Source organism: Brevundimonas sp. 374, from assembly GCF_900102995.1.
Lineage (GTDB): Bacteria > Pseudomonadota > Alphaproteobacteria > Caulobacterales > Caulobacteraceae > Brevundimonas > Brevundimonas vesicularis_C.
Genome location: NZ_FNKT01000001.1, coordinates 1,175,143 through 1,188,315, shown reverse-complemented (window position 1 = coordinate 1,188,315; position 13,173 = coordinate 1,175,143). Strand labels below are relative to the sequence as shown.

14 protein-coding genes are annotated in these 13,173 nt (G+C 67.1%); 6 read left to right on the top strand and 8 right to left on the bottom strand.

The annotated features are described in order from the left end of the window. Nucleotides 1-14: 14 nt before the first annotated feature. On the bottom strand, nt 15-944 hold the full coding sequence (gene gcvA, locus BLR19_RS05920; RefSeq protein ID WP_091748273.1) for a transcriptional regulator GcvA: 930 nt from the start codon (nt 942-944) through the stop codon (nt 15-17). Nucleotides 945-1,068: 124 nt separating this feature from the next. On the opposite strand from gcvA, the gene cysG reads away from it, so the two are divergent. The 5 genes from cysG to BLR19_RS05895 are packed head-to-tail and all read left to right on the top strand — an operon-like array spanning nt 1,069 to nt 6,489. Then, nucleotides 1,069-2,451 (top strand): siroheme synthase CysG, encoded by a 1,383-nt coding sequence (gene cysG, locus BLR19_RS05915; RefSeq protein WP_091748270.1) that lies wholly within the window; start codon nt 1,069-1,071, stop codon nt 2,449-2,451. Continuing rightward, nucleotides 2,448-2,723 (top strand): DUF2849 domain-containing protein, encoded by a 276-nt coding sequence (locus tag BLR19_RS05910; RefSeq protein ID WP_091748267.1) that lies wholly within the window; start codon nt 2,448-2,450, stop codon nt 2,721-2,723. Before cysG ends, BLR19_RS05910 begins: the two co-directional genes overlap by 4 nt. After that, nucleotides 2,723-4,390 (top strand): nitrite/sulfite reductase, encoded by a 1,668-nt coding sequence (locus BLR19_RS05905; RefSeq protein ID WP_091748265.1) that lies wholly within the window; start codon nt 2,723-2,725, stop codon nt 4,388-4,390. The genes BLR19_RS05910 and BLR19_RS05905 overlap by 1 nt, the downstream gene beginning before the upstream one ends. Beyond that, nucleotides 4,377-5,453, top strand: coding sequence for a phosphoadenylyl-sulfate reductase (locus tag BLR19_RS05900; RefSeq protein WP_091748262.1), 1,077 nt, complete (start codon nt 4,377-4,379; stop codon nt 5,451-5,453). The genes BLR19_RS05905 and BLR19_RS05900 overlap by 14 nt, the downstream gene beginning before the upstream one ends. 37 nt (nt 5,454-5,490) lie before the next feature. Continuing rightward, nucleotides 5,491-6,489, top strand: coding sequence for a cysteine synthase A (locus BLR19_RS05895; protein ID WP_091748259.1), 999 nt, complete (start codon nt 5,491-5,493; stop codon nt 6,487-6,489). A 10-nt stretch (nt 6,490-6,499) separates the two neighbouring features. On the opposite strand, the gene BLR19_RS05890 is transcribed toward BLR19_RS05895, so the two are convergent. From BLR19_RS05890 to flgF, 7 genes are all read right to left on the bottom strand, one after another. Further along, nucleotides 6,500-8,287 (bottom strand): DUF885 domain-containing protein, encoded by a 1,788-nt coding sequence (locus BLR19_RS05890; RefSeq protein ID WP_176758275.1) that lies wholly within the window; start codon nt 8,285-8,287, stop codon nt 6,500-6,502. Nucleotides 8,288-8,336: 49 nt separating this feature from the next. Further along, a complete protein-coding gene (locus BLR19_RS05885) occupies nt 8,337-8,837 on the bottom strand; it encodes a hypothetical protein (protein ID WP_218119320.1) in 501 nt (166 codons plus the stop codon). An 11-nt stretch (nt 8,838-8,848) separates the two neighbouring features. Continuing rightward, a complete protein-coding gene (locus tag BLR19_RS05880; RefSeq protein WP_091748256.1) occupies nt 8,849-9,277 on the bottom strand; it encodes a hypothetical protein in 429 nt (142 codons plus the stop codon). A 142-nt stretch (nt 9,278-9,419) separates the two neighbouring features. After that, nucleotides 9,420-10,142, bottom strand: a complete 723-nt coding sequence (flgH, locus tag BLR19_RS05875) for a flagellar basal body L-ring protein FlgH (RefSeq protein WP_055803887.1) — start codon at nt 10,140-10,142, stop codon at nt 9,420-9,422. 12 nt (nt 10,143-10,154) lie between these two features. Further along, entirely contained in the window at nt 10,155-10,763 is a 609-nt protein-coding gene (locus BLR19_RS05870) for a flagella basal body P-ring formation protein FlgA (protein WP_205678522.1), read from the bottom strand. Between the two features lie 10 nt (nt 10,764-10,773). Continuing rightward, nucleotides 10,774-11,562 carry a flagellar basal-body rod protein FlgG gene (flgG, locus tag BLR19_RS05865; protein WP_055754135.1) on the bottom strand — a complete coding sequence of 263 codons (789 nt, stop codon included), beginning with the start codon at nt 11,560-11,562 and terminating at the stop codon, nt 10,774-10,776. A gap of 14 nt (nt 11,563-11,576) precedes the next feature. Beyond that, nucleotides 11,577-12,317 (bottom strand): flagellar basal-body rod protein FlgF, encoded by a 741-nt coding sequence (gene flgF / locus BLR19_RS05860; RefSeq protein WP_055754136.1) that lies wholly within the window; start codon nt 12,315-12,317, stop codon nt 11,577-11,579. A 180-nt stretch (nt 12,318-12,497) separates the two neighbouring features. On the opposite strand from flgF, the gene BLR19_RS05855 reads away from it, so the two are divergent. Continuing rightward, nucleotides 12,498-13,172 carry a flagellar basal body-associated FliL family protein gene (locus BLR19_RS05855; RefSeq protein WP_091748254.1) on the top strand — a complete coding sequence of 225 codons (675 nt, stop codon included), beginning with the start codon at nt 12,498-12,500 and terminating at the stop codon, nt 13,170-13,172. The last annotated feature ends 1 nt before the right edge of the window (nt 13,173 follow it).

Sequence of the window (13,173 nt, the reverse complement as noted above, 5' to 3'; positions counted from 1 at the left end):
GCGGTAAAAGAACCCTACAACTGACCCATCGTATTGTCGTGATCCACGGCCTGTTTCTTCAGCCAGCCGACAAAAGCGGTCGCGCTGGGCGAGGGCGGCCGGTCGCGGGGCTGGACAACGTAGTAGGCGAAGCCGACCGCCTCGGACCCGTCAGGGAAGGGCGCGACCAGTCGCCCTGACGCCAGGTCCGCCTGTGCCAGGGTGCGTTTGGCCAGCGCTACGCCGCGCGCCGATATGGCGGCCTCGATCAACAGACCCGACTGGTTGAAACGCGAGCCGCGTCGCGGGTCGGGGTGACGGATACCCCGCGCCTTCAACCACATCGCCCAGTCCGGACGGCTGGGGTCGCCATCGTTGGACATGTCATGCAGCAGAGTGTGTCCGATCAGGTCGGCCGGTTTGCGGATCGGCTTGTCGCCATCCATTAGCGATGGGGCGCAGACGGGCAGCACCGTCTCGGTCATCAGCCGATCAACCGTAAGGCCGGGATAGTCGCCGGGACCGTAGCGCACCGCCAGATCGACCTTGCCCTCGCTCAGGTCCGCCGGCTCCATGTCGGCCGAGATCCACAGTTCGATCTCGGGATGGGCGGTGTGGAAGTCGTCCATGCGCGGCATCAGCCATTTGGAGGCGAAGCCGGGCGCCACGCTGATCGACACCTGTTTGCGACGCGGGGGTTCGCGCAGCAGGGCCGAGGCGTCCATCAGCCGCTCGAACCCCTCGCGCAGCAGCGGCACGGAGGAACGGCCCAGATCGGTCAGTTGCAGGCCCCGCGCCTCGCGCACGAACAGCGGCCCGCCGACGATGTCTTCCAAGAGGCGGATCTGCTGGCTGACGGCGCCCGGCGTCACTGACAGTTCGTCGGCGGCGCGCGAGAAGTTCAGATGCCGCGCGGCGGCCTCGAAGGCGCGCAGGGCGTTGAGCGGGAGCAGGGGACGGGCCATCGCGGATAGAAATCCTATCAGCGAGACAAAGGCAATCTGGTTTGCGGCTCTGGACGGGGAAGACGAAGGTTCGCGCCCTGCCGTCGTCCCTGTTTCCTCTCCCGACGGCCCAGAAAGCAAGACGATGCGTGTATTTCTCGCCTCCATTCCGCTGGAGGCCGCAAAGATCGTGATCATCGGCGGCGGCGAGCCGGCGTTGGCCAAGCTGCGACTGTTCCTGAACACGCCCGCCGAGGTGATGTGGTTCGCGCCCGACGGCGCGCCGCCCAAGATCGAGACGCCATTGACGGCGGCGGAACCGGTGCTGCGTGCGCCAGAGACTGACGAACTGGCCGGCGCACGGCTGGTCTTCATGGCGCTGGACGATGCGGACGAACTGGCGCGGCTGGGCGCCCTGGCACGGGCGGCGGGGGCTCAGGTCAATGTGGTGGACAAGCCCCATCTGAGCGATTTCCAGACCCCGGCCCTGATCGACCGCGACGAGGTGGTGATCGGCGTGGCGACCGGTGGATCGGCGCCCATTCTGGCGCGGGATATCCGCACGGCCATCGAGGGCGTGCTGCCCGCCGGACTGGCGAATGTGGCGCGGCTGGCGCGCGAGTTGCGCGATACGGTCAAGGCCAGTGTGCCGGACTTCATGGCGCGACGTCGCTTCTGGGAGAAGGCCTTCCGGGGTCCGGCCGCGACGCTGGCGGCGGAAGGTCGGACGGCCGAGGCGCGGCGCGAGATGCTGCGCCTGCTGAACGTCGCCGCGCCGGAGACGGGCGTGGTCCATATCGTCGGCGCAGGGCCGGGCGACCCGGAACTGCTGACCCTGAAGGCGCTGCGGGTCTTGCAGGACGCCGACGTCATCATCCACGACCGTCTTGTGCCCGAGGCGGTGCTGGAGCGGGCGCGGCGCGACGCCAAGCGTCTGTATGTGGGCAAGGCACGCGGCGAGCACTCGGTGCCGCAGGATCAGATCGAGGCCCTGATGATCGAGGAGGCCCGCGCCGGTCATCGGGTCGTGCGACTGAAGGGCGGCGATCCCTTCGTCTTCGGTCGCGGCGGCGAGGAGCTGGAGGCCATGCGGGCGGCCGGCGTGCCGGTCTTCGTGGTGCCCGGTGTGACGGCGGCCCTGGCCTGCGCGGCCTCGGCGGGCATCCCCCTGACCCACCGCGACCACGCCCAGGCGGTGACCTTCGTGACGGCCCAGGCCAAGCCGGGCGGCGTCGAGGCCGACTGGACGCGGTTGGCGGGCCCCAACCACACCCTGGCCATCTATATGGGCACGGACCGAGCCGAGGAGACGGCTGCGCGCCTGATTGCGGCGGGTCGCTCACCCTCGACCCCCGTCGCCATTGTCGAGAACGGCAGCCGCCCGGACGAGCGGGTTCTGAGCGGGCGACTGGACGGGCTGGGCGCCTTGGTGCGCGGCGCGAACCTCGCCGGCCCGGCTCTGTTGTTCGTCGGCGAGACGGCGGCCTTCTCGGCGTCGGTCGAGACGCGGACGGGGGCGGCGGCGTGAAGATCGTGACCGCAAACCGCCTGTCGGACGGTCGCGTCATATATGCAGGCGTCGACAACCAGCCGGTCGAGCACATCGACCAGGCTTCGATGCTGGACGAGACGGCGGCCCAGGTCGTGCTGGCTGATGTCGCCGGGCGGCCGGACGTCTTCGTGAACCCCTATCTGTTCGAGGTTCAGGACCGCACGCCTTCGGGCCGCGACCGGCTGAAGGAGCGCATCCGCTCGGCCGGGCCGACCGTCGGTCACAGCGTCGTCGGAGGCGTGGGCTGATGTATCGCTATGACGAGTTCGACCACGCCTTGGTGCGTGAGCGAGTTGAGGAATTCTCAGACCAGGTGGCGCGGCGCGCATCCGGCGCCCTGACCGAAGACGAGTTCAAGCCGCTGCGGCTGATGAACGGCGTCTATCTGCAACTGCACGCCTATATGCTGCGCGTCGCCATTCCCTATGGCGTGATGAGCAGTCGTCAGATGCGCCGGCTGGGCCATATCGCGCGGACCTACGACAAGGGCTACGGTCACTTCACCACCCGCTGCAACATCCAGTACAACTGGCCGGCCCTGACCGACCTGCCGGCGATCCTGAGCGATCTGGCCGATGTCGAGATGCACGCCATCCAGACCTCGGGCAACTGCATCCGCAACACCACCACCGACGTCTTCGCCGGGGCCGCCGACGACGAGATCGAGGATCCGCGTCCCTGGTGCGAGATCATCCGCCAGTGGTCCACCATCCACCCCGAATTCTCCTTCCTGCCGCGCAAGTTCAAGATCGCGGTGATCGGCGCGGAAAAGGACCGGGCGGCGATCCGCACCCACGATGTCGGCCTTCAGGTCGTGGAGGGCGAGGACGGCGAAACGGCCTTCCGCGTCTTCGTCGGCGGTGGGCAGGGGCGTCTGCCGCATATCGGTCAGGAGATCGCGGCGGCGGTGCCGGCGGCGGACCTGCTGGCCTATCTGACCGCCATCCTGCGCGCGTGGAACCTGCTGGGGCGGCGCGACAACATCCACAAGGCGCGGATCAAGATCCTGGTCGCCTCGCTAGGGATCGAGGCCTTCCGCGAGGAGGTGGACAAACACTACGCCACCCTGCGCCACGAGGATCTGCGCATCCCCGAGGACGAGGCCGAGCGGATCAAGGCCTATTTCGCCCCGCCGCCGTTCGAGGATCTGCCCAAGGTCAGCGGCCCGTTCGACCGCGCCCTGCTGGCCGATCCGGACTTCGCTCGGTTCGCGAGGAACAACGTCCGTCGTCATCGCCAGCCGGGCTACGCCTCGGTGGTGGTGTCGCTGAAGCCGGTCGGGGGCGTGCCCGGCGACATCACGGCTGACCAGATGGACGCGGTGGCGGATTTGGCCGAGCGCTATTCGTTCGACGAACTGCGCGCCGCCTATGAGCAGAACCTGGTCCTGCCCCATGTGAAGCTGGACGATGTGCCGACTCTGTGGCGAGCGCTGCGAGAGGCGGGGCTGGCGACGGCCAACGCCGATCTGGCGACCGATGTGATCGCCTGCCCGGGCCTGGACTATTGCAGCCTCGCCAACGCCCGCTCGATCCCGGTGGCCCAGGCCCTGTCCAAGCGTTTGGCGGACATGGACTATCAGGAGAAGTTGGGGCCGGTCAGGATCAATATGAGCGGATGCATCAACGCCTGCGGTCACCACCACGTCGGCCACATCGGCGTGCTGGGCGTCGATCGCAAGGGCGAGGAATACTACCAGATCACCGTGGGCGGTTCGCCGGATGAGCAGGCGGCGCTGGGCGACATCGTCGGCAAGAGCCTGCCGGCAGACGAGGTTGCGCCCGCCATCCAGCGGACCTTAGACCGCTATCTGCAAATCCGCACGGACGGTGAGCGGTTCATCGACACGGTGCGCCGCGTCGGTCCCGATCCCTTCCGCGACGCCATCTATGAGACGCTCGATGCAACGGCTTGAGGGCATACAGAACGGGCTGCGCCTGTCGGTGACGACCCCGCTGGAGGAGGTTGAGACGGCCGCCGCAAGCGAAGACACGCTGGTGCTGGAGTTCGACGCCTTCCGCGACGGACGCGGCTTCTCGCTGGCGGCGGTGCTGCGAGAGCGCGGTTACGCCGGGCGGCTGATCGCGGCGGGCAAGGTCCTGCCGGATCAGGCGCGACACCTTCGGCGTTCGGGCTTCGACGCGGTGGAACTGACCGAGGGCGCGGACAAGGCGGCCTGGGACCGGATGGACCGGGCGTTCAGCGGCGCCTATCAGCCGGCGGTCGATCCGGCGCCGACAATCTGGCAGCGGCGGCGTGCGGCGTCCAACGACCGCGATCTGGACGCCCTGGCCGAACAGCTGAACCGCGAGACGGCGGGCAAGGACGCATCCGAGATCGTGAAGGCGGCGTTGGACCCGGCGCTGGGTCTGCGGGTCGGCGCCATCTCGTCCTTCGGCGCCGAGTCCGCCGCCTTGCTGGACATCATCGCCAGCGAGGACAAGACCGTGCCGGTGGTGTTTTTGGAGACGGGCCAGCATTTCCTCCAGACCCTGTCCTATCGCACCCAACTGACCAAGGCGCTGGGCCTGACCGACGTGCGGCTGGTCACGCCGGATGCGGGCGAGAAGGCGACGCTGGATGCGCGCGACGACCTGTGGAAGATCGACGCCGACGCCTGCTGCGATCTGCGGAAGGTGCGGCCGCTGGCGCGGGCGACCGCCGGGTTCAATGCGCTCATCACCGGACGTAAACGCTACCAATCCGCCACGCGGGCAAAGCTGAAGCCGTTCGAGGTGTTGGACGGAGTGCTGCGGATCAATCCCCTGGCCAACTGGGACGCCGACGACGTGGAGGCCTGGCTGGAGGAGAACGACCTGCCGCGCCACCCGCTGGTCGAACAGGGCTATCGATCGATCGGCTGCTGGCCCTGCACCCGCGCCGTCCATGACGGCGAAGACGCCCGCGCCGGACGTTGGTCGGGCATGGACAAGGTCGAGTGCGGCATCCACTTAGGGCAACGCCAGGCCGCCGCCTGATCCGCTCTGTTCTCGATCTTCGCCTGAAAGCCTGACCTTGTCCGCTACGTCATCCGTCATCGACCTGATCGGCAATACGCCGCTGGTGCGCCTGAACCGCCTGTCCGACGCGACGGGCTGCGAAATCCTGGGCAAGGCCGAGTTTCTAAATCCCGGCGGCTCGATCAAGGATCGCGCGGCCCTGTCGATCGTGCAGGGGGCGCGGGCGTCGGGCGCGTTGAAACCCGGCGGGACGATCGTCGAGGGCACGGCCGGCAACACTGGCATCGGCCTGGCCCTGGTCGGCGCCGCGTTAGGGCATCCGGTCGTCATCGTCATTCCGCGCACCCAGTCGGAAGAGAAGAAATCCGCCATCCGTTCGCTGGGCGCCCGCTTGGTCGAGGTGGACGCCGCACCCTTTTCCAGCCCGAACCACTTCGTCCACTATTCCGGGCGCCTGGCCGCCGAGCTGAACGACAGCGAAGAGGCCGGCGCCGTCTGGGCCAATCAGTTCGACAACACCGCCAATCGCGAGGCCCACTACAAAACGACCGGCCCCGAAATCTGGGCGCAGACAAACGGTCAGGTCGACGCCTTCGTCTCGGCCGTCGGCTCGGGCGGGACGATCGCCGGCGTCGGCGCCTATCTGCGCGAGCAGAAGCCGGATGTGACCATCGCCCTGGCCGATCCAGCGGGCGCGGCCATGTTCAACTGGTTCACCAAGGGCGAGATGACGGGCGAGGGATCGTCGATCACCGAGGGGATCGGCGTGGCCCGCATCACCGGCAATCTGGAAGGCTTCAAACCCGACTACGCCTATCGGATCGAAGACGCGGAGTTCTTGCCGATCCTGTTCGACCTCGTGAAGCACGAAGGCTTATCGCTGGGCGGATCGGCGGGGGTGAACATCGCCGGCGCTGTACGGCTGGCGCGCGAGCTTGGCCCCGGCAAGACCATCGTGACCTGCCTGTGCGATCCCGGCTCGCGCTATGCGTCCAAGCTGTTCAACCCGGAATTCCTGCGGTCGAAGGGTTTGCCGGAGCCGGACTGGGCGTAAGCCGCACAGTCTATTTCGCCTTCTGCTCCGCGATCCAGGCGTCCATCCGCTGGTCCAACAGCGCCAGCGGCAGCGGCCCCTCCACCAGCAAGGCGTCGTGGAAGGTGCGGATGTTGAACTTCGACCCCAGCTCCAGTTCGGCCCGCGCGCGGATTTCGCGCAGGCGGATCTCGCCGATCTTGTAGGCCGTGGCCTGACCGGGCCAGCCGATGTAGCGTTGAAGTTCGGTCTCGATATTGTGCGTCGCGAGCGCCGAGTTGTCGCGGAAACAGGCGCGGGCCTGTTCTTCGGTCCAGCCCATCCAGTGCAGGCCGGTGTCCGCGACCAGTCGGCAGGCGCGCCACATCTCATAGGACAGGCGGCCGAACCGTTCGTAAGGCGTGCGGTAGAAGCCCATCTCCTCGCCCAGATATTCGGCATACAGGCCCCAGCCCTCGGTATAGGCGCTGACATTGGCCTGACGGCGGAAATAGGGTTGGCCGGGCGCCTCCTGCTGCAAGGCGATCTGGAGGTGGTGGCCCGGAACGGCCTCATGCAGGGTCAGGGCGGGCAGTTCGTACAGCGGGCGCTGATCCAGCTTAGACGTGTTGACGATGTAATGGGCGGCGACGCCGTTCTGCATCGACCCGCCGTTGTAGCGGCCGGTGGTGTAGTTTTCCTCGATCTGCGGCGGCACGGGCTGCACGTCGTAGGTCAGGCGGGGCAGGGTGGCGAACAGGGGCGGTAGGCCGCCATCCGCGCGCTTGGCCATCTCCGACGCCTGCTGCAACAGGGCCTCACGGCTGGTCGCATAGAACTGAGGATCGGTGCGCAGGAAGTTCAGGAAGCCGGCGAAGTCGCCGGTCCAGCCCGACGCCGTCATTTCCACATCCATACGGGCGCGGATGCGCGCGACCTCGTCCAGACCGATCTGGTGGATCTGGTCCGGCGTCAGGTCGGTCGTGGTGTGGCCGCGCACCAGATAGGCGTAAAGGTCCTTGCCGCCGGGCCGATTGCCGATGCCTGGCTGGATCGGCGCCTTGGGCAGATAGTCGCTCTCGAGGAAGGCCAGCCAGGCCCGGCGTGCGGGAAGGATCGTTTCTGAAACCACTGCCGTCGCCGCTGCGGTCAGGCGATCTTTATCAGCCTGAGACACGGTGGATGGCAGGGTGGCCAACGGCTTCAGCAGCGGCTCGGCGTCCGGCTTGATCGCCACATCGTTTCGCGCCAGCGTCAGGGCGCTTTCTGTCACGGACCGGGCCTGGACCAAGCCGGTGTCCAGGCCGCGTCGGGCGTTGGCGGTCGTCTGGGCGTAGATTTGGCCGAAGCCCCGGATACGCTTTATGTAGGCCTCGGCCTCCGCGACCGAGTTCAGGCGCGTGCTGCCGCCGACGTAGAGCGCCCAGGTTCCGGGGCCGCCTTCGGAGTCGAACGCCAGACGGCTGGTGTCGTAGTCCAACCCTTCCAGGCTGCGGTTAAGCGTATAGAGCAGGAAGGCGTGGTTGATGCCGCCGGCGTGGGAAAGACTTGCCGGGTTGATGGCCGTCAGCCGCCGCACGAACCCTTCCAGCGGTGCGCGCTGGGCCAGTTCAAACTCACGCGACAGATCAGGCACGCGGCCCATCGCCTCGACATCGCCCTCTCCGCCGGCCGAGATCGGATCGACCGACTTCAGATAGGTCTCGTAGTCGGCGATGACGGCGTTCACCGCGGCGTCTGCCGGCGCGGTTGCGACGGCGGCGGGCGGCGTTTGCGCGACGGCCATGATCGGCGACCCGGCCGCAAGCATGGCCGCAATAGCCAGATAAGAAATCTTCATGACGCCCCTCCTGTCAGTAGGGGCACGCAAGCCGAGCGGAGCCGATGCGTCAACCGCAGACGGTGAAGAACCGCTCGATTTGCACCTTTGCGGCGGGATGGGCGGCGTAGACGTGACGTTCGTCGTCAGCCCAGGCGGCGATCCAGCCCAGACTTCGGAAGCGCTGGAAGACCGGATCCTTGGTCTTGGCCTGAGCCGTCAGCAGTTCGCCGTCATGCACGACGGCCGGCTCAGATGCGGCGCGATAGCGCTCGGTGTCGCCGCCGGATTCCAAATAGATTTCGCGGCCCGGCCTGTCGCTCGAGGCCGTCAGTTCCAGTGCGCTTGATCCGGCCTGACAGGCCAGTTTCAGCTTGATCTCGTCGCTGTTGGCGACGCCGTAGGCCAGCATAGCCTCCTGACCATCGGTGTTCAGAAACCAGTCGTAACCGGGTGTGGGCGTGGGCGCTGATGCGGTCGCTGCCGAGCCGGCTGCGGGCATCGGGGCCTGGGTCGCGCAAGCGGCGAGCGCCGACACGGCGATCAAGGCTGATATCAAGCGAAGACGCATGCGTGAGTTCCTCAGCCGGCGCAGCGATCGGCGAAGCGACGCAGCTTGGCCATGTGCGGACGTTCGACGGTGATCGTGTTGGCGTCGTCGCCGACGGCGATTGTCATCCGGCCGTTCGCGACGAAGGCGGAAAAGGCGGGGTGGTCGACGGGGATCGCCGTCTCCAGCTTGCCGCCACGCCCGATGCGCGCCTCGCTGGTCGCCGTCGACCCGCCTGAGGTGATACGCGCAAATCCGGCGGACGCATCCTCGCCATAGACCGCGACCGAGACCGCGCCCGAACCCGGCAGGCATTGCAGCGTGGCGCGCAGGCTGGCGGTGTCGGGGATGTCGTTGGCCAGCACCATCGGTCCCTCGCCCTCGTACAGGCTCCAGGTCCAGCCTGCGGCGGGCGCAGTCTGTATCGCGGCCGCCATCAGGGCGGAGAGTATCAGCATCATGTGTCAGCCCCCGCCGACGACGCGCAGCGTCGCGTCGCCTTCAATGTCGTCAGACGCGGCTGTGACCGCAAGAGATCGGACGACCGCATTTCCCTTGAACGCGGTTATCCGTCAGCAGTTCAACCCGCAGGGTCAGCGCGCGTCAGAACGGGCTGAAGCGTTCCGCCAGCGCCTGACCCACGGGCGGGGCCTGGACGCGGCTGACGTCGCCACGACCGCCGTAGGAGATGCGCGCCTCGGCGATCTGGGTGTGGTTGATGGCGTTGGCCGATGAGATGTCCTCTGGGCGGACGATTCCGGCGACGGTCAATTCGCGGACCTCGCGGTTGGTGCGCACTTCCTGCCGACCCTGGATCACCAGATTGCCGTTGGCCAGGACGTCGGTGACGACGGCGGCGATGGTCAGCGACACCTTCTCGGCTCGGGTGACCGAACCATTGCCCGACGACTTCAGATCGCCTTCCATGCCGACCATCTTCGACGGATCGAAGCCGCCGGGGAAGGCGCGACCCAGGCTGCTTTCCAGGCCGAACAGGTTGCTGACGCCGGCATTGATCTCGTTGGAGCGCGAGCGCTGGGTCGAGTTCTGGGTCTGGGCGCGATCGTCGATGTCGATCTTGACCGTCAGGATGTCGCCAATATGGCGCGCGCGCTGGTCGCCGAAGAAGGTGCGGGCGCCCGTGCGCCACAGGCTGTTGGCGCTGGCCGGCGCAGTCTCGCGCGCGGGCAGATAGGCCTGCTGCGCCGGGATCAGGGCGGCGGGGTAGCCGATGGGGGCCAGTTCCGGACCGCGCACCGTTTCGGCGACGGTCGAGCAGGCGGCGAGCGGGGCGAGGGCGGCGAGGATCAGGACGGCTTTACGCATGACTTGGATTCCCTAGCGGGCGGCGAACTGTTGGGGATTGGCGCGGGCCATGTCGGCGCCGGGGCCGGCGATGGCTTGGCCGGGGCCGGAGGCGACCGCATCGATGACGCGGTTGGAGGTGGTGTTCATTATGGCGACCGGCTCGCCCAGACCGGCGCTGCGCATGGCCTTGCCCATGACGGCCAGGTTCACGCCGCCGACCTGATAGGTAACGCGCACCATATCGTTGCGGGCGATGACCTGCGGCGCGGCGCCGGGACGATAGGCGGCGCGGGCGATAGGTTGGGCGGCCTGGACGGCGTCCGTCGGCGCGGCCTCGGCCACGGTCTGAACGGGTCCGGCCGAACGGCGCACGGCGACGCGGCGCAGGCCGTTGGGATTGCTCCAGTCAAGGCCCGCCTGACGCGCCTGGGCCTGAAGCTGACCGGCGTCCAGCACGACCGAGGGACCGACGCGTTCGGCGACGGCGACATTGGCTGCGGCGCCCGCGCCCTCGAAGATATCGCCCAGGGTGACGCGACCGTCGTCATCCACGGGGTTTGCGCGCAGCACGACCGGATTTGCGAGGGCGGCGCCGGCGAAGGCGCTGACGGCGGCGGCGAGCAGCAGGGAACGGATCATGGTCACGGCCCTAGCCCTTCACTTGCGAGGCGACGGACAGCATCTGGTCAGCGGTGCTGATGACCTTGGAGTTCATTTCATAGGCGCGCTGCGCCACGATCAGGGCGCTGATTTCAGCGACCGCATCGACGTTCGACGCCTCGGTGTAGGACTGCATGATCTGGCCATAGCCCGCGTCGCCGGGCGTCCCGACGATCGCCGGCCCGGACGCGGCGGTTTCCAGTAGCAGGTTGTCGCCGATAGCTTCCAGACCCGCCTCGTTGAAGAAGCTGGCCAGTTCGATCTGACCGACCGTGGTCGGGGCGGGCTGTCCGGCCTGGGTCACCTGAACGAGACCGGTCTTGGAGATCGATACCTTGGTCGCGTCCTGCGGGATGGTGATCGCCGGTTCCAGCAGATAGCCGTCGTCCGTCACCATCTGGCCTTCAGGATTGACCTGCAGATTGCCAGCGCGGGTGTAGGCCTTTTCGCCAGAAGGCAGGCTGATCTGAAAATAGCCCTTGCCGTCGATGGCCATGTCGTACGGGTTGCCCGTCGCCTGGGGCGTGCCCTGTTCGGTAATCCGATAGACGGCCCCCGCCTTGACGCCTGCGCCGATCTGGATGCCGGTTGGAACCACGGTGCCGGAGGCCGAGGATTGGGCCCCCATGCGTTCGACGTTCTGGTACAGCAGGTCCTGAAACTCGGCGCGCTGCTTCTTGAAGCCCACCGTGTTCATGTTGGCGATGTTGTTGGAGATGACCTCCACGTTCAGCTGCTGGGCGGCCATGCCCGAGGCTGCGGTTCTCAGAGCGCGCATGTTCCGGCTCTCCCTTAAGCGGCCTTGCCGAGGCGCTCGACGGCGCGACGGCTCAGGTCTGTGGTGTTTTCGATCAGCTTGGAAATGCTCTCGTAGGCGCGGCTGATCTCGACGAGATTGGTGATTTCGATCAATGGATTGACGTTGGAAGACTCCAGCGAGCCCTGATGAACCTGGGCGTCGGCGGCCTCGATCGGCTGGGCGTTGGACTTATTGCGGTAGAGGCTGTCGCCGCCCTTTTCGAGCACGCCCAGCGTATCGAAACGCACGACCGACAGCCGGCCAGTGACCTGTCCGTTCTGGGTGATGGTGCCGTCAGCGCCGACGCTGGGCGCGCCAAGCGCGGGGTCCAGCACGATCTCCGCGCCGCCGCCAAGGACGGCCTGACCCTGTTTGGTGGTCAGACGCCCTTCCGGGTCCAGGGTGAAGGCGCCGTCGCGGGTGTAGGCTTCGCCGTTGGCGCCATCACGCACGGTGAAGAAGGCGCCCTCGCCGGAAATGGCGAAGTCCAGCGAGCGGCCCGTCTGCTGCATCGAACCCTGGCCGAAGTCGCGACCGACGCCATTGTCCAGCACGAAGCTGGCCGACGGGCGGATCGAGTCGTTGCGCGCCCGCTGCCCGATCTCGGTTCCGAGCATCAGTTGCTCGACCTTGAAGCCGGTGGTGTTGGCGTTGGCGACGTTGTTGGCCACGATGTCCAGTTCGCGACGCAGCGTCATCTGGCGTGACAGTCCGATATAGGCGGCGTTTTCCACGAGAGGCGTGCTCCTTCGCCTCAGCCTCTCGCAACGGCCGTGCCAACAGGGTTAATTCAGGCGGAATGCGGGTTTGAGCGGGATCGCGTCGCTTCCAACCCGGCAAATCCTGCCCATTGTAAACGTCGCGTTAACCAAACCGGACGATCCTCGTCATGAGAAAGTCTCCGGGGCGCGCGCATGTTCAAGTTCGGCAAGAAGAAGGGTGCGCCTGCGGCCGACGCCGACGCCAACCTGCCGGCCGTGACCGAAGGCGAGGCCCCCGAGGGTGACGCCGCCGCGCCCAAGAAAAAGAAAATCCCGTTGCTGTTCATCATCGCGCCGGTCGCCTTGCTGGTGTTGGGCGGCGGGGGCGCGGCGGCCTTCTTCATGCTGAAGCCCAAGCCTGCCGAAGCGCACGGCGCCGAAGCCGAAGCCGGCCACGGAGAAGAGAAGGCCGACAAGAAGGCCGAGGGCAAGGAAGAGAAGAAGGAAGGCGGCGGTCACGGCGGAGGCGGCAAGGAAGGCGAGGCCGATCCTGCGCTGGGCGTCATCGCCGCGGGGCCGGATGGCGTCACCTTCTACACCCTGCCCGACATGGTCATGAACATTCAGTCGCCCGACGGCCGTCCGACTTTTCTGAAACTGAAGCTGACGCTGGAGATGCAGGACGCCGAGGTGGCGACCCATCTGCAGGAAGAGATGCCGCGTCTGCAGGATATGTTCACCGGCTTCGTGCGCGAACTGCGCCCCGAGGACCTCAGCGGCTCGGCCGGCACCTATCAGCTGCGCGCCGAGATTTTGCGCCGCGTCAATCTAATCGCCGCTCCGGGCAAGATCGACGCCGTGCTGATCGAAGAAATGCTGGTGCAATAGG

Coding starts and splice junctions, on each gene's coding strand:
- BLR19_RS05870 (WP_205678522.1), bottom strand. CDS start 10,763: ATGATCCGTTCCCTGCTGCTCGCCGCCGCCGTCAGCGCCTTCGCCGGC.
- BLR19_RS05855 (WP_091748254.1), top strand. CDS start 12,498: ATGTTCAAGTTCGGCAAGAAGAAGGGTGCGCCTGCGGCCGACGCCGAC.
- BLR19_RS05890 (WP_176758275.1), bottom strand. CDS start 8,287: ATGAAGATTTCTTATCTGGCTATTGCGGCCATGCTTGCGGCCGGGTCG.
- gcvA (WP_091748273.1), bottom strand. CDS start 944: ATGGCCCGTCCCCTGCTCCCGCTCAACGCCCTGCGCGCCTTCGAGGCC.
- BLR19_RS05880 (WP_091748256.1), bottom strand. CDS start 9,277: ATGATGCTGATACTCTCCGCCCTGATGGCGGCCGCGATACAGACTGCG.
- BLR19_RS05885 (WP_218119320.1), bottom strand. CDS start 8,837: ATGCGTCTTCGCTTGATATCAGCCTTGATCGCCGTGTCGGCGCTCGCC.
- BLR19_RS05900 (WP_091748262.1), top strand. CDS start 4,377: ATGCAACGGCTTGAGGGCATACAGAACGGGCTGCGCCTGTCGGTGACG.
- BLR19_RS05905 (WP_091748265.1), top strand. CDS start 2,723: ATGTATCGCTATGACGAGTTCGACCACGCCTTGGTGCGTGAGCGAGTT.
- flgH (WP_055803887.1), bottom strand. CDS start 10,142: ATGCGTAAAGCCGTCCTGATCCTCGCCGCCCTCGCCCCGCTCGCCGCC.
- cysG (WP_091748270.1), top strand. CDS start 1,069: ATGCGTGTATTTCTCGCCTCCATTCCGCTGGAGGCCGCAAAGATCGTG.
- flgG (WP_055754135.1), bottom strand. CDS start 11,562: ATGCGCGCTCTGAGAACCGCAGCCTCGGGCATGGCCGCCCAGCAGCTG.